This is a genomic window from Leptolyngbya sp. CCNP1308 (genome assembly GCF_034932455.1).
Taxonomy (GTDB): domain Bacteria; phylum Cyanobacteriota; class Cyanobacteriia; order Phormidesmidales; family Phormidesmidaceae; genus Nodosilinea.
In genome coordinates this window covers 38532-57220 of the sequence record NZ_JAYGIH010000040.1, presented here as the reverse complement: position 1 = coordinate 57220, position 18689 = coordinate 38532, and the positions used below count along the sequence as shown (strand labels likewise).

The following is an 18689-nucleotide window of genomic DNA, read 5'->3' as shown; positions in this document are numbered from 1 at the left end:
TTGACGTTCTCGTCTATCATCAGACCATCTCGTGAACCAGTAGCAACCAATGTCTACAACCTTCTCTTCCTAGGATGATGACCGGTTCTATTTCTGTGTGACTCCCTTAGCCTGGCGGAATCTCATCCCGTGTCGGTGCCCTATCTACTGGGGCTGGGGCGTAGGGGTCTTCATATTCCAGGGGGGTTTGAGTTTCAAACTCATCGGGCGGAGGCTCAGTCTCAAACTCCCCTGGGGGGCTGAGCGGGACGGGGCTGGCGCTGCTACCGCCCACGGGGGCCATGGGCTGGGCCATTTCGGTGTGAATAGCCTCGGTCATACGGCGAATCAGCTCGCTGGCGCGACCGTCGTTGGCGGGGCGCTGCACCAGTACCGCCAGGGCGTAGCGTTTGCCGTTGGGCACATCGACCAGGGCGACATCCCCCAGCATGGCTTCGATGTCGCCGGTTTTGTTGGCCAGCAGCGAGCCATCGCGAATGCCGGAGGGAATCAGGCTCTCATTCTCGGTGCGCTGCATGATGCTGAACAGGCGATCGCGCGACCTGGGCGTCAGCAGCCCCCCCTGGTCAATTAGGGCCATCAGCAGGGTCAGGTCTTTGGCACTGGTGGTATTGGTGCCATCTAGATCGGGCAGGGGGTTGCGCAGCAGGGTGTGCTCTAGGCCCCAGGCGGCAAAGGTTTGGTTGAGCGTCTCAAGGCCTCCCAAGGCGGCAATCATCATGTTCGTGGCGGTGTTGTCGCTGGTCACAATCATGCGGGTGGCAATATCTAGGGCGGTGTATTCAGTGCCCACGGCTTCGCCGCGCAGGGTGCCTGAACCGCTGGCCATGTACTCCTCTTGTAGGGCCATGGACTGGTTGAGGGCCAGGGTGCCCGCATCGACCTGCTGCAAAAAGGCCACTAAAATGGGCACCTTGATGGTGCTGGCCGAGGCCACGGGTTCGGCCCCGCCCAGGTCAACGTACTGGCCAGAATCGAGGTCAACGGCAAAGCCGAGGGGAGTCAACCCTGGGGTGAGGGTAGCCAGCTGCTCTAGCTCGCCCTTGAGGTAAGAAATTTCGCCGGTCAGGCGCAGGTCGGCCACGGTGGCGGCGGTGGTGCCCTGCACCAGAGAGCCTGGAGCCCGGGGGTTAGCCTGGGCAGATGGGGCCGGGGTTTCACCAGGGGCCGCCACGTTGCTGGGGCTGAGCACCGACAGCAGGGTACCGGCGATCGCCGCTACCCCCACCCCCAAAATAATCAGGCGAATTAGATAGAGCAGCGGCAGGGGCGGGTTAGCCAACCGTCGCCGGGCCGTCGCCGCCCGCGATCGCCGGGGCGGCTGCGAACTGTCATCCGCTGTGCCTGGGGTAGAGGACGCTCCCAGCGTGCCAGGGGCCGAGAGAGGCAATGTCCCTGAGGGAGCGGGCTTTGACCATCGCGCCGCCGCTGGCACACCCGCCGATCGCCGGGGCTGGGGCCGCAGGGGGGTGACATTGGGGGGCAGCGATTGGGCGGCGGCTCCCGCCGCTGGAGCAACAGCACCACGGGGGTTCAGGGTGCTGGGGTGAATGCTGTGGGGGTGCATTTGCAATGGCGCAGATCCGGGCCGAGGAGCGCTGGGCGGCACCAGGCTGGTCGGTCGCTCAGGCCGGGGCGGGCTGCTGGGCGGCTGAGGGGCTGGGGCTGGGCCACGCTTGAAAGTGGGTAGCGAGGCGTTGCGGGCGGCGGGGCGAAGAACCGGCTCGATCTCGGGCTCGACTGGGGCCGGGCCAAAGTCGGGGGCGAGCTGCTGGTGCTGTCGCCACTGGTTGCGACGGCGAGCCACGGGCGACGGGCGCTGCTGCCCGTCACGGCTCCAGCCACCGGGGTCGGCTTCGCCCGGCAGCTGAAGTCCATCGCGACCGGGGCTAGGCCCTGGGTTCGACTCGCTCCAGGGCGAGCCCGCCTCAGGACGGCCTGCCGAAAATGGATTGCGAGGATCGTCGTACTGTGCCATAGTCGTTCGCCCTGTGCCTTTCGCCCTGTGTGCCGTTCACCCGTTTGCGCTGCGATCGAGGGTCAGTCGTCGTTGGGAGCCTGGCTGGCCGCCCAGTTAATCTGCCGCAAAACGCCCCTAAGCATAGCTAACTCTTGGCGATCGGGACCGGCTCGATGCAGCAATCGCCGCAGTTTAGCCATGCGGCTTGCGGCGGTATGGGGGTAAAGATAACCGATTTTTAGCAAAACGATTTCCAAATCTCGATAAAAGCCCTCCATCTGCTCTAGAGGTGCTAGATGCCCCGCCGTTGCGGCCACCCCCACCGTCGGAAATGCTTTATCTAGCGCCTCAGCCATGGCTTCCCGGTGCAGCAAATAGGCACAGACCGCCACCGCCTGGGCCAAGTTCAGCGATGGATAGCTGTCGCTGGCCGGAATGCGCACCCAGCGCTGGGCATAGATCAGTTCGTCGTTGCTCAGCCCCCGGTCTTCGGGGCCAAAGATCAGAGCGGCGGCAAAGCTTTCTGCCGGGGTAGAGGGCAGCAGCCAGGGCAAAGCTGCTTCAGGCGGTTCCAGAGGCTGGTCTTGGCGGTGCAGACGGCCGGTGGTGGCGATCGCCCGTTCACACCCGGCGATCGCCTCGGGCAGGCTCGGCACTACTCTGGCCGCCGCCAGCACATCACCGCCGTGCACCGCCATCCGCTGGGCCTCTTCCGCAGCTGGGTCGCACTGGGGGTTGACCAGCACTAGCTGGCGCAGCCCCATGTTCTTCATCACCCGCGCCGCAGCACCCACGTTCAGCGGCCCGGCTGGCTCGACCAGAACGATGCGAATGTGATCGAGCTGCCAGAGGCCCATGGCTGAAATGTCTGTAGTGTTGGCAGTTCACCATAGTAGCGGCTGGCGGTAGATTGGCGGCAGGCCGGCCGGCGGAGATTAGGGAAACTGAAGGAACGGTGAAATTTTGTCCACTGACGGCAACATTCAGGGCTGCCCTACCCCGCCCATCTGTAGGATTGGGGGGATCTGCGTGAGCTAGGCCACCCCATGGTTAACCCTTTGAAAGTGCTGCTGTTTGAGCCCTATTTGACCCTGCGCGACTGGGTCACGCCAGCCCAAGAGCCTGCCCTGCTATCGGGGGCATTCGTGACGGGCATCAACCTGGGGGGTGAAGCGGTGGACGTGGGGGGCGATCGCTGGCAGTCCTATACCGAGGCTCTGGCGGCGGGGCTAGCTACACCGGGGGCCACCGCCGCCGACACCTACCTCGTGCCCAAGCCCTACGCCCGCCGGGGAACGCGCACCATGCTGAACTCCGTCATCTTCAAAACCCAGACCCTGGAGATTGAGCAGCCCCTGCCCAACAATCGCTACCACCTCTACCTGTGGATCATGGAAAACTACCAAACCCACTGGCACACCCTAGAGCTGCGGGTGGCCGGTCAGTCTGTCGCCCAGGGCCTTGGCTATCTGCCGTTTCGAGGCTGGGCGCGCTACGGGCCTTACCCCGTCACCATCACTGACGGTCGCTTACGCTTCAGCCTGACCACCAGCGATCCCAACATTGACGCCCACCTCATGGGCATGAGCCTGCACAAAAGCCCTTAGGGTAATTCTGGCGACGAAAATATTCCAAAAACTTTGCTGCCTCTCCAGAGGGCGCAGCCCTGCGCCCCTACCTGAGAGTCTTTATCTTTTCCATCTTCTTCAGATACCCATCCACTCACCCACTCCCCTACCCCGCCTCATCCTCAAAGCGATAGCCCACGCCGGTCACGGTTTTGACAAAGGTGGGCTGCGACGAGTCGGGTTCAACTTTTTTGCGCAGGCGGGCGATGTGGGTATCGACGACGCGCTCGTCGCCAAAGAAATCTTCGCCCCAGAGTTTTTCGATCAGGTGGTGGCGGCTCCAGACGCGGCCAGGATAGCTCATAAAGGTGGCTAGCAGGTCAAACTCCAGCGGGGTGAGATCGAGCAGATCTAGGTCACCGGAGTCTACCTGGCGGTGGGCGGTGCGCTGGTCGAGGTCGAGGCTAAAGTGGGCCGTGCGGTAGGTCTGGGTGGGCGCTTCCTGGCTGTGGCGCAGGCTGCGGCGCAGCAGGGCGCGAACCCGGGCCACCAGTTCCCTGGGGCTAAAGGGCTTGACCAGATAGTCGTCGGCCCCGGTAGACAGACCGATGATGCGATCGATTTCTTCGCCCCGGGCGGTGAGCATGAGAATGTAGGGATCCTTAGCCCCCGGACCCTGGCGCACGCGGGCGCACACCTCTAGACCGTCGAGCTTGGGCAGCATAACGTCGAGAATCATCAGATCGGGCTGGAGAGTCTGCTGGTAGCGCAGGGCGGTCTCGCCGTCTTCGCAGACTTCACAGGTAAAGCCCTCTTTTTCGAGGTAAAGCCGAATCAGGCGGGCAATTTCGGCCTCGTCTTCCACAATTAGAATCAGCACCGCGATCTATCACCCCAGATATCTTGTCCCAGAATATCAACCTTGCACTAGCATACTCACTAAGGCAGCCCCTGCCCTAGCCCAGGGGTATTTGTCGATGGCCTGGGGTCGATTGCCTAGGTCGTCATCCAGGGTCGTTCGCGCTTGGGAGCACTGCTGTTTGGGGCAATATCCATCGGTACTCTATGACCTCACTATCACCGTCCACCTCCACCGGCTTTGAACCGCTTCAGCGGGCCTTTGCCACCTACCTCAAAGCGACGAATCTCTACCCTGGGCTGAGACTCGACTGCTCGGAGCGGGCGGGGCGCTTGTTGCTGCTGGCTGAGCACAAGGCCCCCGAGGTGAGTGCGCCCAGTGACCTGCTCAAGGAACTGGAGCTGGCGTTCCGGGATGTGGTGCCCAGGGTGGGACTGCCCGAGGCCGACTGGGCGACGGTTACGGCCCTGCCGGTGCGAATTTATCTTAAGCTCAAGGCCGTCGCTCAGCCCTACGCGATGCACACCTTTACCTGGCATCCTGAGGACGCGGCGCAGGTGATCTTTCCGGCAACCGCTGCGCCCTCTGAGGTCCATACTGAGGTCGCAACTACCGCCAGCGATCGCCCCGATGGCCTGGCTGACGTTGGGGCGTTTGAGCCTGACGTCAGTGCTGCTGAGGCCAGCACCAGAACGGATTCCCCTGGGCTTGGGTTTAGCGACGCGGCCCTAGCGCTGCCCGATACAGCGGTGCAGCCCCCGGCTGGGCCTGGGTGGGGTGAGCGCAGCCAGATCTGGGCCCGTCAAAGCCTGCGATCGCTGCGGTACTACTGGAGCTATGGCCTGGCGGGGCTAATTTTGGTGGGCAGCGGCGCCTTTGCCTATGCTCTGTCGCGGCCCTGCGTGGTGGGCAGCTGCGATCGCCTCGATCAGGCCACCGAGCACTACGACCTGGCCCAGGCCACCCTAGCGAGTAGCCCCACCGGCGAAGATCTGGCTACTGCCCAGGCCGATCTCCAGACGGCGATCGATATGCTGGCTCCCATTCCCACCTGGTCGGCTTACTACGACGTGGCCCAAGGCGACCTGGGACGCTACCAGGGCAGCATTGCCTCCCTTAAAGCTATTACCCATGCCCAGGCGCTGGCTGGCGAGGCCGCCAACCTGAGTCAAGCCCCACCCCACCCGGTGGAGCGCTGGGTGAAGGTGCATATGCTCTGGCAGCAGGCGATCGACCAGCTCAGCACCATTTCTGCCGATAGCCCAGCCTTTGACTACAGCCAGCAAAAGCTGCGCGAATACCGCGCGAACTACAGCGCTATTGGCCGCCGCATCGTGGCCGAAGAGGAGGCCGAAGCCAATTTCAGCACCGCCATTCAAACCGGCGACCTGGCCCGCCAGCGGATGGAAACCGCCAATTCCCTGGCGGGCTGGCAGCTGGCCGCCAAGGAGTGGCAGGCGGCCATCAAAGGGCTGTCGCTGATTCCCCAGGGCACTATGGTCTATGGCGAAGCCCAGGCCCAGCTCAATGACTACCGGCAGCAGCTCAACCGCGCTAGCAACCGCTCAACCCTAGAGGAGGCCGGAGCCCGCAACTACCACCAGGCGGTGCAGGCCGCGCGCAATGCCGCCGCCGCCGAAGCCAAGGGCCAGTGGACTTTAGCGGTCGGCCAGTGGCAACAGGCGGTGGCCAGCGCCCAGCAAATTCCCTCCGATACTATTTTGGCGGAGGAGGGTGGGGTACTGCTAGAGACCTACCAGCCCGCTTTGGCCAATGCCCAAAACCGACTGCGCACCGCCGTAACCCTGCAAACTCTGACCACCAACCTAGCCCAGCTCTGCGAATTGTCGGCCACCCCCTGCACCGTGCGCGAAGATGCCAGCCAAATTCGAGTGGTGCTCTCTAGCCAGTACGCCGAGCCCCTGCGCCAGGCCATTACCCCCCCCGCCGCCGACGGCACCTTTGCCTTTACGAACCAGCTCAACCCCAGCTCCCAGCAGCTAATTGAGCAGATTATTACCACCAGTCACCAGGTTGACCGTCAGGTGGCGGTCTACGACGCCCAGGGTGGATTTGTGGCTCGCTACCGGCCCGACCTAGGTGGGTTTATCAAAAATTAGAGCGGCTCTAGGCAGCCACGGGGGTGGCCACCTTAATCTGGTTTTTGCCGTTGTACTTAGCCGCATAGAGGGCCGCGTCGGCCTGTTGGTAGCTGTGGGTAATGCCCTGATCGGAGGTAAAACCACTGAGGCCAATGCTGACCGAAACCAGTGGGCAACGGGTGGGCGGGTGGAGATGGGGCATGGTGATCTGCAAAATCTCTTGGCGAATGGCCTCGGCTTTGTCCAGAGCTTCTTCGGGCAGGCAGCCGACCATCAGCAGGGCAAACTCGTCACCGCCAATGCGGGCGGCCAGGTCGGTGGTGCGAATCTGGCGACTCAGCACCTGCCCAACGGCCTGAAGCAGCTGGTCGCCCGCGCTGTGGCCGTAGGTATCGTTGATATCTTTAAACCCGTCTAGGTCGAGCAGCATGAGGGTGTGCCCCGTTGCTCCGGGTTGATAGACCAGGGCTGTCAGGGCGGCCTCTAGCCCCCGACGGTTGGCAATGCCAGTGAGAGGATCTTGCTCAACCAGGGCCCGAATGGTGACTAAATCTTTGTGGGTGTTGAGCAGCTGCGGCACCAGCCCTTTGAGTTCCCAGGCGGTATAGAGGCTGACCATGGCAGTGACCCAGGTCCAAGCGCCTTCGAGCCAGTAGTTGGTGTGCCAGATATTCCACACCCGCAGGCCATGGCCAATGCCACAGCTAAAAATAAAGGCGGCAAACAGCAGCAGCACCGGTCGAATCTGGGTGTCGATATGCTGTCGGTTGAGCAGCAGCAGCAGCGGAATCGAAAAATAGGCCACCGCCACCGCTAAGTCACTGGCTACGTGCAGAGACGTCAGCTGAAGATCCCACAGAAAACAAGACCCGTGGGGCATAAGAGCAATCATGGAAAACACAGTTAAGGGAACAGGCGTTACACCGGCGATAGGTAGTCGGGTCTACCGCTAATGTCATGCCACCACTGCGGACAACGGCAGGGCAACATTGTGTAACCACAGACCTTCACCAAAAGCAGCCAGGGCGGCAAAGGTATGAAGCCCTAAATCAGACCGACGTTTTCTCAGTACACTCTGAATGGCTCTAGAATTCCCGCTATGACATTATTACAAACCCCTCTCTATTCTGCCTGCGTCGATCAGAGGGCGCGCATGACCGAGTTTGCCGGGTGGTCAATGCCCGTGCAGTTTGGCGGCATCAAGCAAGAGCACCAGGCAGTGCGGCAGCGCGCCGGGCTGTTTGACATCTCCCACATGGGCAAGTTTGAGCTGCGGGGGGCGGGGGTGATTGCTGCTCTGCAAACCCTGGTGCCTTCTAACTTAGATCGGCTTACCCAGGGTCAGGCCCAGTACACCGTGCTGCTCAACCCCGAGGGCGGCATCATTGACGATTTGATCGTCTACCTGAAGTCGCCGCGCTCTAGTAGCTCAGGGTCAGATGCCGAAACCGTAGCGCTGATCGTCAATGCTGCCACCACCGACAAAGACAAAGCCTGGCTGCTAGGGCACCTAGCGGGTACCGGGATAGAGCTGGTGGATGAATCGCACGATCGCGCCCTCATCTCCCTCCAAGGCCCCGCCGCCGCCGCCCTGCTCCAGCCCCACACCGTCCTCGATCTGAGCGCTCTGGGCCGCTTTGCTCACCGCGACACCGCCCTGCTGGGGCAGCTGGCCTGGGTGGCCCGCACCGGCTATACCGGCGAAGATGGCTTTGAAATTATGACCGACCCCGACACCGCCCTGGCCCTCTGGCAGACCCTCACCGAAGCCGGTGCCGCCCCCTGCGGCCTGGGTGCCCGCGACACCCTGCGCCTGGAGGCCGCCCTGGCCCTCTACGGCCAAGACATCGACGACACCACCAGCCCCCTAGAGGCGGGCCTGGGCTGGCTGGTGCACTTAGACGAAAAGGGGGATTTTGTGGGGCGATCGGTGCTCGAAGGGCAGAAGGCCAAAGGCATCAGCCGCCGCCTGGTGGGCCTGGCCATGGCAGGTCGCCACATCGCCCGCCACGGTTACCCGGTGCTGCACCAGGGCGATCGCATCGGCACCGTCACCAGCGGCACCCTAGCCCCTACGCTCAATATCCCCATTGCCCTGGCCTACGTCGCCGCTCCTTTGGCCAAGGTGGGACAGGCCCTTGAGGTCGAGGTGCGCGGTGAACCCCGAGCCACAACGGTGGTGAAGCGGCCCTTTTATCGGGCGAAGTGAGGGAATAGGGAAGGTGAGGAGGGTAGGGAAGGTGAGGAAGTTAAACATCTCCCCATCTCCCTATCTGCCTCACCTTTCCGTTCCTCATCTCCCCATTCCCTGCGCCAAAACCGCCGTCTCATGGCACACTGGCACTGGATTCCATCCACTCTGTACGATAGCTGCGCGACCAACTACTTTCCCTGGGGCGATGTGAGGTTTACGCCATGGCATTTGAATATCCCGAAACCCTGAAATATCTCGACAGCCACGAATATGCCCGCACCGATGACGACGAGGGCATTGTCACCGTGGGCATTACCGCCTTTGCCATTGACCAGCTGGGGGACATTGTCTTCTTAGAACTGCCCGAGATCGGCGACAGTCTGGAAAAGGGCGAAAAATTCGGCACGGTAGAGTCGGTCAAGGCGGTGGAAGAGCTGAAATCGCCGGTTTCCGGCGAGGTGCTAGAGCGCAACGAAGCGCTGATTGAAGCACCGGAGCAGATTGGCGATGACCCCTACGGCGACGGCTGGCTGGTGAAAATTAGGGCCAGTGACCTCGACGATCTCGACGACGCCCTCACTGCCGATGAGTACAAAGACCAGGTGGGCGGCTAGGGGCTGTCATCAACTAACTGCTGATGGCCCAAGAATCAACGGTTACAGCCCCTAGCCTGTTTTTTGGGGCGGGCGGGGCAACGCTGGTGGGATTAAAGATTATGGCCAGAATTGATGACCCGCCCCAGGGCATTGCGTTTATTCAGGACATGGCTATACTAAGGCTGACTTTCACGGTGCCTTCGGCTGGGCGGGTTGAACCACCCGATATAATAGCCGCAGCGACGCCAATCTCAGGAAGCGGGCATGGCTTCAGACCAAGACACCTCTGAGCGACCGATTTATCCAGGGCTGGCCGCCGGGCCTTCTCGCCCTGCGTCGTCGCCCCCTGGTCTACCAATTCGTGACTCGGCCCCCCCTCGCTACGATCCCCTGGCTGAGCTGCGGCAGCGAGCGGATGGGGATGCTCCGGCTCCGGCCCCTCGTCCACCCCGCCGCCCTCTGATGCAGCGGCTGGCCAAAACCTGGCCCGTCTGGTCGGTGGGTATTTTGGTGCTGGTGTCTGGGGTGGGGGTGATGTCGGCCATCAGCCTGTTTCGGATTCCTAACCTGCCCAACTGTCGGGCCATATTTTGGCCTACGGCAGCGGCGACCACCCGGTTGCAGTGCGCCGAGGCCTATGCCGAGCAGGGCACGGTGGAGGGCTATTTAGAGGCGATCGCCCTACTGGAGTCCCTACCCTCGGATCACCCCCTGCGGGGCGAGATCGATCTGCGCATTGAAGACTGGTCTGAAAAGATTCTGGCGCTGGCCGAGACCACGTTTCAGGCGGGGGATTTGGCGGAGGCGATCGCGATCGCCCAGCGCATTCCCAACCACACCGCCGCCGCCCAGCTCGTCAGCCAGCAGGTCAGCGACTGGAACCAGATCTGGAAAGACGCCGAAGCTATCTACCAAGCCGCCGAGGCCGACCTCAAGGCGCTGGCCTTTCAGGACGCCTTTGCCAAGGCCATTCAGCTGCTGGACGTAGGCAACACCCACTGGGAAACCACTAAGTACGACGAGCTGACCACCAAAATTACCGCCGCCCGCGAAGACCTCAACAAGCTCGGCAAAGCCAAAGAATTGGCCCGACAGCGCACGCTAAAAGCCATGCAGGAGGCCTTGGCGATCGCCCAGGGCATCGACAGCCAGAGCCCAGTCTACGCCGAAGCCCAGACGGTGATTCGGCAGTTTGGCCGCGATCTGCTAGATATGGCTGAATCGGCCTTAGATCGCCGCGATGCGGCGGCGGCAGGTCAAATGTTGGAGGCCATTCCAGCGGCGCTGAGTATGGGGGCCGAAATTGCCGACATGCGCACTCTCATCGACGCCACCCAGCTGTCGTGGCAGGGCGGCATTAGTGGTCTGGAGGGAGCGATTGTGCGGCTCCAGAGCATTGGGGCCGATCGCCCCCTCTACGGCAAGGCCCAGGGCCAAATGCGCCGCTGGCAGGAGGAAGTGCAGGGGCGATCGCAGCTGGAATGGGCTCGGCAGGTGGCGCTGCCCGGCACCATCGCCGACCTCCAGGCTGCCATCATTGAGGCCCAAAAAGTGTCCCGCGCCAACCCCGCCTGGGATGACACCGAGGCTCAGATTGGCCGCTGGCGGGGCCAGATCGAAACCACCGTGGATCGCCCCATTCTCAGCCAGGCGCAGCAGCAAGCCCAGGTGGGGGATCTGGCCGGTGCGATCGCCACCGCCCGCCAAATTGGCTCCGGTCGTGCCCTCTACGACGAGGCCCAGCGGGACATTGGCCAGTGGCGCACCCGGCTCCAGCGAGCCGAAGATGGCCCGCTGCTGGCCCAGGCTCGCCAGCTCGCCGCCCAGGGGCGGCTGGCCGAGGCGGTGGCCGTCGCGTCGCGTATTGGCTCAGGCCGCGCCCTGCACAGCGAGGCCCAGACCAACATTCAAACCTGGCGGGGGCAGCTTCAGGGGCAGCAGCTGTTGCAGCAGGCCTACCAGGCGGCTCAGCTAGGTACCGTAGGCGCCCTGGTAGACGCCGTACGACTGGCTCAGCAGGTGCCCGAGAGCAGCCCGCAGCGGGCCGAGGCCACCCAGGCCCTCACCCGCTGGAGCTGGGACATTCTGCGCCTGGCCGAAACCGAAGCCGTGACCAACCCCAGCCGGGCGATCGCCACCGCCGAGGCCGTGCCTGCCCAAACCGAAGCCTATGCCCAAGCCCAGCTGCGCCTGCGCGAGTGGCGCGCCGCCCTAGAGCCCCAGGGCGGCATGACCATGCCCTAGGGAGAGCCCCTCGACGGTGGCTGTGCTTCAGGTGGGATCTGGCTGCTAGCCGTAGATTCTCCCGCCTGGGGGCGATCAATCTGGCCCATACTCCACTAAGATTTTCCTAAGCATTCGCGGTTGTTTAGCGCTATCCATGCACGGCTCAATGTCTGATTCGGAGAAAATTCCAGAGATTCTCAAGCTGATTGACATTCTCGATGGGCTAGAGGCATTAATTGAGAGCGCCCCCAACGAAGACGTGGAGGATGTTTTAGAGGAGGCGTGGCTGCAAATTAGCGACACCTTCCCCGATGACTTTAAGGCCGCTACCCAGCACGACGCCGGGGCCGAGGGGCTGCGGCGCTACCTCAAGGTGAAGACGTTTTTTGAGAATCCGTCGGAGCGCTCCATTGGGGCGGCGGAGCTAGAGGAGTACTATCGCAGCTATATAGCCGCCGAAGAAGATGAAGAGCCTACGGATTTTTTCTTTCCGGAGTAGGGCTAGCGGGGGCTAGGGGTACTGGCTAGCATTAACAGGGTTTCGGCCTCGGCGGCGGGTAGAGGTCTGGCAAACCAGTAGCCCTGGCCCAGCTCGCAGCCCAGGCGGTGCAGGTGACAGAGCTGGGCCTGGGTCTCGACCCCTTCGGCGATCGCGGCCAACCCCAGACGATTGCTCAAGGTAATGATGGTCTCCACAATGTCGGAGTTGCGGCGGCTGGCCTCCATGGCCATGACGAAAGAGCGATCGATTTTGAGGGCATCGACGGGCAGCTGGTGCAGATAGCTGAGGGACGAATAGCCGGTGCCAAAGTCGTCGATGGTGACGGTAAACCCGTGGCGCTTGAGCTGCTGCAAAATGGTGACCATTGCCTGAATATCTTCGATCAGGGTGCTCTCGGTGATTTCGAGGTTGAGGTGGTGGCCCTGGAGGCCGGTCTGGGCCAAAATGTCGGTGAGATCGTCGAGCAGTTCACCGCGCAGCAGATCCTTGACTGAGAAATTGATGCTGACGGTGAGGTTGGCGCAGTGGGGATAGCGCTGATGCCACAGAGCCAGCTGCTGGGTGGCCTGGGCCAAGACCCAGCGATCGAGGGGGACGATTAGCCCGGTCTCTTCGGCGATGGGAATAAACCTGTCTGGGGCAATGAAGCCGCGATCGGGATGCTGCCACCGCACCAGGGCCTCAAACCCCGAGATTGCCTTGGTTTCCAGATGAAAAATGGGCTGGTAGTAGAGCACCAGCTCCCCCCGATCGATGGCGTTGCGGAGCTCCTGTTCGAGCTGGAGGCGCTGGAGGGCTTGCAGGTGCATTGCCTCGTTGAACACCACGTAGCGCCCCCGCCCCTGGGCCTTGGCCCGATACATGGCAATGTCGGCATCGCGCAGGGGTTCGGAGGGGGCATGGTAGTCGCCATCGCCCATAACAATGCCAATGCTGGCGTTGAGAAACACATTGCGCCCACCTACCGCCAGGGGTTCTTGCAGCTCTTGCAGCAGCCGTTCGGCAATGCGTACGGGCTCTTGCAGAGTGTCGATGTCTTCCAGCAGCAGCACAAACTCGTCCCCCCCCAGGCGGGCGGCCAGGTCAGTGGTGCGAATCAGCAATCGCAGCTTTTGGGCCACCACCACCAGCACCTCATCCCCGGCCAGGTGACCCAGGCTGTCGTTAATGACTTTGAAGTGGTCTAAATCGAGAAACAGAACCACAAACTGGCGCAGGCTACCGCGATGGCAGCGCTGTATGGCCAGGTCGAGCCGCTGCATCAGAAAGTTGCGGTTGGGCAGCTGGGTGAGGGCATCGTGGAGGCTGTTGAACAGCATCTGGTCAGCGACCCGGCGGTGCTCGGCCTCGGACAGGCGACGCTCGGTAATGTCGATGTAGGTGCCGCTCATGCGCAGGGGGCGATCGGTATTGTCCCACTCCACTACTTTGCCTCGGTCGAGCACCCAGACCCAGTGGCCCTGGCGGTGGCGCAGGCGAAATTCGCAGTCGTAGCTGGGGGTTTCGCCCTCAAAATGGCGCTGGAGCGCCACTTTTTTGCGGCTCCAATCGTCGGGGTGCACAAACCGCTGCCAGGTATCGATGCGGGCCGGGGCCAGGTCGCTGGGGGCATAGCCAATCAGAGCAGCGCAGCGATCGCTGGCCCAGACCTCGCCGCTTTGCACTTGCCAATCCCAAATGCCAATGCCAGAGCCTTCAATGGCCAGATGCAGCAGCTCTCGGGTGCGATCGAGCTCGGTCATGGCCGCCCGGCGATCGCGGCGACTGTGGGCCTCTCGCACCTCGCGGCGCACCGCCTCGGCCAGGCGCGAGAGGTTGTCTTTCATCACGTAGTCGTGGGCACCGGCCCGCATCATATCGACGGCGGTGGCCTCCCCGACGGTGCCGGAAACGACGATAAACGGCAGGTCGCAGGAATGCTGCTGGAGAAGATCGAGGGCGGCGGGAGCACTAAACTGGGGCAGTTGGTAGTCTGACAGCACCACATCCCAGTCCTCCCCGTCGAGGGCCGCGCGAAAGTCCTCCGCCGTTTGTACCCGCACCCAGGTAGGGTCAAACCCGGCTCGGCGCAGCTCTCGCAGCAGCAGCAGCAGGTCATCCTCAGAGTCTTCTACAATCAGCGCCCTAAGGGGTTCAGCAACAGTCATGGCAGGGTGGGAGGCAGCTCACTTATCAATGCCCAATAGAGACCGAGCTGGCGCACAGCCTCGGTAAATTCGTCGATGTTTACGGGCTTGCGCACGTAGCTATTGGCCCCCAGGCTGTAGCTTTCAATAATATCGCGGTCTTCACTGGACGAGGTGAGCATGACCACCGGCAGCAGGCGAGTGCGATCGCTGGCCCGAATCTGCCGCAGTACCTCTAGGCCATCGACCTTGGGCAGTTTGAGATCGAGCAGCACCACGCAGGGCAGGGGGTCGGGGCCAAACACCTGCCGCAGGGCCTCTTCGCCGTTGCGGGTCACCACCACCGGGTTAGCCAAGTTGCCCCGGCGCAGGGCGCGCAGGGTGAGTCGCTCATCGTCGGGGTTATCTTCGACCAGCAAGATGGAGCGCAGTGCCGTCATGGCGACCCCTCTGGCCATCCCTCTGGCCATCCCTCTGGCCCTGGGGAAACCTGGGGCAGGGTGAAGTAAAAGGTGGCTCCCTGCTCTAGGGCGGCCTCGGCCCACACCCGCCCGCCCTGGCGGTGAATGGCCCGCTGCACCGTAGCCAGGCCAATCCCCGTGCCCGGAAACTCGTCGGTGTTGTGCAGCCGTTGAAACACCCCAAACAGTTTGTCGGCGTAAGCCATATCGAACCCGGCGCCGTTGTCGCGTAGGGAGTAGATTTTCTCCCCTGCTTGGATGACCATGCCAAACTCAATGCGGGCGCTGGGGTGGTGGGCGGTAAACTTCCAGGCGTTTTGCACCAGGTTGGCGATCGCCACCCGCATCAGCGTGGGGTCGGCGGTGACGGTGAGATCGGTGGCGATCGCCACCGCCACCGATCGGTCGGGCTCGTTGTGGCGCAGCTCATCAATCTGCTCTTGCACCAGGGCGCTGAGGTTGAGCGAGGTGTAGGTGATAGCCGAGCGCGACACCCGCGACAGCCGCAGCAGATCGTCAATCAGCTGCCCCATACGGCCGACGTTGTGACGAATGCGATCGAAATAATCGCGCCCTTCATCACCAAACTGGTCGCCATAGTCTTCGATTAGCGCTCGGCTAAAGCCGTCGATCGCCCGCAGAGGCGCGCGCAAGTCGTGGGAAACCGAGTAGGCAAAGGCCTCTAGCTCTCGGTTAGAGGCTTCGAGCTGAGCGGTGGTGCGCAGCAGCAGCTCCTCAGCTCGCTTGGCCTCGGTAATGTCGGAGGTGGTGCCGATCATCCCCAGCGGCTGCCCCTGGTCGTCACACTGCACTAGCGCCGTACCCCGAACCCAGCGCAGCTCGCCATCGCCTCGACGAATGCGAAACTCAAGGATTTGGGGAGAGATGCCCTCGAACGCTTGCCTAAAGGCGGCATCTAGCCGCTCCACATCCTCGCTGTGGACACTGTTGCGACAGGCTTCAAAGGTTATGACTTGGCCGTCATCAGGGAATCCGTAGATGGCATACATGCGATGATCCCAGCTGGCCTGAAGGGTGGACAGTTCGAGTTGCCAGGTGCCAATGTTCCCCGACTCCAGGGCCAAGTCTAAGCGCAGGGACAGATCGCGCAGATGGGCCTCGGCCTGCTTTTGGTCGGTAATGTCGTAGTTGACGCCGACAACGCTCAGGGGGTGCCCCTGGGCGTTGCGCCGCACCAGGGCGCTAGATCTGATCCAGCCCAGGGTGCCGTCGCCTCGCCAGATGCGAAACTCGAGGTCGTAGGGGGTGTCGTAGTCAACTAGAGCCTGGTGGGCGGTTTCAACCCGCTGAATATCTTCGGTGTAGACCTGGGCCCGCCAGTCGGCATAGTTAGCCTGTCGCCCCAGCTTGGCAAACCCGTACAGGTCGATCAAGCACTGATCCCAGATCACTGCATCGGTGGCCATATCTCGCTCCCAGGTGCCGATGTGGGCCGACTCTAGGGCCAGGGCCAGCCGCAGCGACAGACTTTGCATCTGATCTTCATGAATGCGGCGTTTGGCCTCGACTAGCCGTCGCTGTTGGGCCTGCTGGGCCGCCACGCGATCGCTAATATCGCGCGAGATGCACAGCAGCGATTCGATCTCGCCCCGTTCAGACCACTCGGGGGCGATCGCCATTTCAAAGTGCCGCACGCCGCTCAGGGTGGGGGTGGTAAACTCAATCGCCTGTTTCTCGCCAGTAGCCAGCACCAGGGCCGCTGCGGCTTCCCAGGTATTGACCATAGTGTCGTCAAGGCCGATCTCGCGGCAGGTTTTGCCTAAAAAGTCGGCGGTACTCACCCCAGTAATGGCAGTCAGCGCCGGGCTGACGTAGAGATGGCGCAAATTGCGATCAAACCGCTCAATGATATCGGGGGAATGTTCAACCAGGTCTTGGTAGTGCTGGCGAGCCTGGTCTGAGGCCGTGGAGCGCGGTCGCTGCACCTCGCTAGCCTGTTGCCTCAGGGCTAAGCTGGCCCTGCTGAGGGCTTCAGGGGTGAAGTCGGCTTTAAATAGATAGTCAGCGGCACCCAGTTTCATCGCCTCTAGGGCGGCGCGCTCTTGACCGGTCTCTACCAGCACCACCACCGGAAGAGGGCGCTGCGGGTAAATTTCACCCAGAGCAGTTAGAAACGCCGCCCCGCTGCCCGCTGCCCAGGCTGGATCAAGTATCGCCCAGTCGACCTGACCGGTAAGCCATAACGCCAAAGCTTGGGCCGTTGTAGCGGCCTCGACCAGGGTGTAGGTAGTCAGGGCGACCGTAACCTGTTGCTCAAAAGTGATGCGCTCAGCGGCATCGGCCATTAGCAGCAGTGCAGAGCGTTCGCCCTGGCAATGCTCTTTTGAGGGCCAAGAGCTATCTGCAATCTGGGTTTGAAACTGAAGTTGGGCCATAGACACCTTGCCACAACTGGACAGAGGATCGATCAATCCTCGGGGGTGACCGCTTACTGTTTAGACTACCCCGACTATCCAGGCTGCCCTAGAGTCGTAATATAAATCACCGCTTCGTCGGGCGGAATGCCCAGCACTTCGTTGACCTGGTCGTCGAAAAAGCCGCCAATACCACTCACCCCCAGCCCCAGCCGAATGGCAGCCAGATTCAGCCGCTGGCCCAGGTGCCCGGCATCTAGATGCAGGTAGCGGTAGACGCGATCGCCGTAGACCGCCACCGCCCCCTCTAAATCGGCGGTGTGAAACACCACAGCCGCAGCATCGCGGCCCAGCTCTTGCCCTAAACAGAGGTAGTGCAGCTCGCGGCGAAAGGTCTTAAAGCGCACCTGGCGCAGTTCCTCGCTGCGGGGGGCGTAGTAGTAGCAGCCGTCGTCGAGCCCCTCGACCCCGCAGGCCACCACAAAGGTGTGCACCAGGGTGCGATCGCCATAGTCGGGGTCGGGGTCAAATCCCTGACTGCGATAGTGGTGGGGCTGATAGGTAAAGTCGAGCAACAGTCTAAGCGCCTCCAGGGAAATCGAGCCGCCGCTGTAGCGCCGGGTCGATCGCCGCTTAAACAGGGTAGTTTCGAGCTCCTCTAGGTGGGCTCCCCAGGCGATCGGGGCGCTGCTGGTCGGGACTCGCAGCCCAAAGGGCAGGTTGTATTTGTCCTCTAGGGTATCCATGGGCTGCGGGGTATCGCCAGTGGGGCGCATCGCCCACGGGGGCACATCTGCCGTGGGGGCAATGGCCGTCGCCTGGTGAAAGTAACTCAGCAATTCCCCATCGGGCACCGTGGGAAACTGGGTCTGGGGCGATGTGGCAAAGGCCACCTGGGCATAGGGTAGATTTTGCTCCACCATCAGCAGGTCGGCCAGGGGAAGCACCGCCAGCGCCCCCTCCTGGGTGGGGTCGAGGTAAAGCAGCTCGGCGATCGCCTGGTCAGCAAAGCTGGCGATCAGGTGGGGGCGATAGTCAACTAGAGCGCTGGCTAGTTCCACGTTGCCCAGCAGATGGCCCACATCAAGGCAAATGCGGCGATAGGCCCGGTCTTGGTAGCGCCAGGTCGAGCGATAAAACACCCCCGTCACCACTATCGCCAAATGGGTGGCATCCAGCGCTGGATGCCAAAAGCAGGCTCGCTGAAGGTTTTGCCAGCCGTGGTCTTCCCAGTAGCGCCAGAGGCTGTGGCTGCGGGCCTGGTAGTTATAAAGCCCCGCTGGCAGCAACCGCGTACCCCGCGAAATAAGATAGATCTCCGCTGGATACAGGCCCCCCGCCGAGGGGGCCGATCGCAGATAAAAAGTCTGCCCTGTCTCGGTCGGAAATTTGGCCGTCAGGCCGTAGGCGTTGATCAGCAGCCGCGAGAGCCGCATCCAATCCACCCGATCGTCGTCTGGGCTTGGGGGGGCACCCTCTTCTAAATAGGGCTTGAGGTCAATCTCAGCCCCTACCCGGTAGGTCTTAAAGGGGATGGGCTGCTGGCTGTAGTCAAGGGGCCGCGCCTTCGATTTGAGGGTGTCGGGGTCGTACTTGGTACGGCTATGGTAGTGCTGGGCTATGGAAACCAGAGCGTCGGGCATGGCCAAGGGCGTTAGGGAAGCGATCGCAAGCCGCCACAGACGGCTGCCTAGATTTTAGCCAAGCCCAGGGCGTTAGA

The 18689-nt window shown here is 62.3% G+C and carries 14 protein-coding genes; 6 read left to right on the top strand and 8 right to left on the bottom strand.

Features of this window, described 5'->3' with window-relative positions; all coding sequences use genetic code 11:
• Positions 1–106: 106 nt before the first annotated feature.
• Positions 107–1978, bottom strand: a complete 1872-nt coding sequence (locus tag VB780_RS12380; protein WP_323351463.1) for a serine hydrolase — start codon at positions 1976–1978, stop codon at positions 107–109.
• A gap of 62 nt (positions 1979–2040) precedes the next feature.
• Positions 2041–2817, bottom strand: coding sequence for an RNA methyltransferase (locus VB780_RS12375; RefSeq protein ID WP_323351462.1), 777 nt, complete (start codon positions 2815–2817; stop codon positions 2041–2043).
• Positions 2818–3006: 189 nt separating this feature from the next.
• On the opposite strand from VB780_RS12375, the gene VB780_RS12370 reads away from it, so the two are divergent.
• Positions 3007–3567 carry a hypothetical protein gene (locus VB780_RS12370; protein WP_323351461.1) on the top strand — a complete coding sequence of 187 codons (561 nt, stop codon included), beginning with the start codon at positions 3007–3009 and terminating at the stop codon, positions 3565–3567.
• A gap of 127 nt (positions 3568–3694) precedes the next feature.
• Here VB780_RS12370 and VB780_RS12365 read toward each other — a convergent pair whose 3' ends face one another.
• Positions 3695–4408: a response regulator transcription factor gene (locus VB780_RS12365; protein WP_323351460.1), complete on the bottom strand. Its 714-nt coding sequence runs from the start codon at positions 4406–4408 to the stop codon at positions 3695–3697.
• A 185-nt stretch (positions 4409–4593) separates the two neighbouring features.
• Here VB780_RS12365 and VB780_RS12360 point away from each other — a divergent pair, with 185 nt between their 5' ends.
• On the top strand, positions 4594–6507 hold the full coding sequence (locus VB780_RS12360; protein ID WP_323351459.1) for a hypothetical protein: 1914 nt from the start codon (positions 4594–4596) through the stop codon (positions 6505–6507).
• 7 nt (positions 6508–6514) lie between these two features.
• On the opposite strand, the gene VB780_RS12355 is transcribed toward VB780_RS12360, so the two are convergent.
• Positions 6515–7381, bottom strand: coding sequence for a GGDEF domain-containing protein (locus tag VB780_RS12355; RefSeq protein ID WP_323351458.1), 867 nt, complete (start codon positions 7379–7381; stop codon positions 6515–6517).
• A 207-nt stretch (positions 7382–7588) separates the two neighbouring features.
• Between VB780_RS12355 and gcvT the strand changes: the two genes are divergently transcribed.
• The 4 genes from gcvT to VB780_RS12335 all read left to right on the top strand — a co-directional run bounded on the left by gcvT (position 7589) and on the right by VB780_RS12335 (position 12004).
• The gene (gcvT, locus tag VB780_RS12350; protein WP_323351457.1) at positions 7589–8698 is read left to right on the top strand and encodes a glycine cleavage system aminomethyltransferase GcvT; all 1110 of its coding nucleotides are present in this window, start codon (positions 7589–7591) and stop codon (positions 8696–8698) included.
• Between the two features lie 206 nt (positions 8699–8904).
• Positions 8905–9297, top strand: a complete 393-nt coding sequence (gcvH, locus tag VB780_RS12345; RefSeq protein ID WP_323351456.1) for a glycine cleavage system protein GcvH — start codon at positions 8905–8907, stop codon at positions 9295–9297.
• A gap of 246 nt (positions 9298–9543) precedes the next feature.
• On the top strand, positions 9544–11523 hold the full coding sequence (locus VB780_RS12340) for a hypothetical protein (protein WP_323351455.1): 1980 nt from the start codon (positions 9544–9546) through the stop codon (positions 11521–11523).
• Between the two features lie 148 nt (positions 11524–11671).
• On the top strand, positions 11672–12004 hold the full coding sequence (locus VB780_RS12335) for a hypothetical protein (protein WP_073609342.1): 333 nt from the start codon (positions 11672–11674) through the stop codon (positions 12002–12004).
• Between the two features lie 2 nt (positions 12005–12006).
• Here the strand turns inward: VB780_RS12335 and VB780_RS12330 are convergent, their stop codons facing one another.
• The 4 genes from VB780_RS12330 to VB780_RS12315 all read right to left on the bottom strand — a co-directional run bounded on the left by VB780_RS12330 (position 12007) and on the right by VB780_RS12315 (position 18612).
• Positions 12007–14154, bottom strand: coding sequence for a putative bifunctional diguanylate cyclase/phosphodiesterase (locus VB780_RS12330; RefSeq protein ID WP_323351454.1), 2148 nt, complete (start codon positions 14152–14154; stop codon positions 12007–12009).
• Complete coding sequence (locus tag VB780_RS12325) at positions 14151–14573, bottom strand: response regulator (protein WP_323351453.1); 423 nt, start codon at positions 14571–14573, stop codon at positions 14151–14153. The genes VB780_RS12330 and VB780_RS12325 overlap by 4 nt, the downstream gene beginning before the upstream one ends.
• Complete coding sequence (locus VB780_RS12320; RefSeq protein WP_323351452.1) at positions 14570–16990, bottom strand: PAS domain-containing protein; 2421 nt, start codon at positions 16988–16990, stop codon at positions 14570–14572. Before VB780_RS12320 ends, VB780_RS12325 begins: the two co-directional genes overlap by 4 nt.
• Before the next feature lie 74 nt (positions 16991–17064).
• The gene (locus tag VB780_RS12315) at positions 17065–18612 is read right to left on the bottom strand and encodes a SagB/ThcOx family dehydrogenase (protein WP_323351451.1); all 1548 of its coding nucleotides are present in this window, start codon (positions 18610–18612) and stop codon (positions 17065–17067) included.
• Positions 18613–18689 lie beyond the last annotated feature (77 nt).

Bases quoted from the DNA above. Each gene is read 5' to 3' on its own strand.
- VB780_RS12380 (WP_323351463.1), bottom strand. From the start codon at position 1,978: ATGGCACAGTACGACGATCCTCGCAATCCATTTTCGGCAGGCCGTCCT.
- VB780_RS12375 (WP_323351462.1), bottom strand. From the start codon at position 2,817: ATGGGCCTCTGGCAGCTCGATCACATTCGCATCGTTCTGGTCGAGCCA.
- VB780_RS12370 (WP_323351461.1), top strand. From the start codon at position 3,007: ATGGTTAACCCTTTGAAAGTGCTGCTGTTTGAGCCCTATTTGACCCTG.
- VB780_RS12360 (WP_323351459.1), top strand. From the start codon at position 4,594: ATGACCTCACTATCACCGTCCACCTCCACCGGCTTTGAACCGCTTCAG.
- VB780_RS12355 (WP_323351458.1), bottom strand. From the start codon at position 7,381: ATGATTGCTCTTATGCCCCACGGGTCTTGTTTTCTGTGGGATCTTCAG.
- gcvT (WP_323351457.1), top strand. From the start codon at position 7,589: ATGACATTATTACAAACCCCTCTCTATTCTGCCTGCGTCGATCAGAGG.
- gcvH (WP_323351456.1), top strand. From the start codon at position 8,905: ATGGCATTTGAATATCCCGAAACCCTGAAATATCTCGACAGCCACGAA.
- VB780_RS12340 (WP_323351455.1), top strand. From the start codon at position 9,544: ATGGCTTCAGACCAAGACACCTCTGAGCGACCGATTTATCCAGGGCTG.
- VB780_RS12335 (WP_073609342.1), top strand. From the start codon at position 11,672: ATGTCTGATTCGGAGAAAATTCCAGAGATTCTCAAGCTGATTGACATT.
- VB780_RS12330 (WP_323351454.1), bottom strand. From the start codon at position 14,154: ATGACTGTTGCTGAACCCCTTAGGGCGCTGATTGTAGAAGACTCTGAG.
- VB780_RS12325 (WP_323351453.1), bottom strand. From the start codon at position 14,573: ATGACGGCACTGCGCTCCATCTTGCTGGTCGAAGATAACCCCGACGAT.
- VB780_RS12320 (WP_323351452.1), bottom strand. From the start codon at position 16,990: ATGGCCCAACTTCAGTTTCAAACCCAGATTGCAGATAGCTCTTGGCCC.
- VB780_RS12315 (WP_323351451.1), bottom strand. From the start codon at position 18,612: ATGCCCGACGCTCTGGTTTCCATAGCCCAGCACTACCATAGCCGTACC.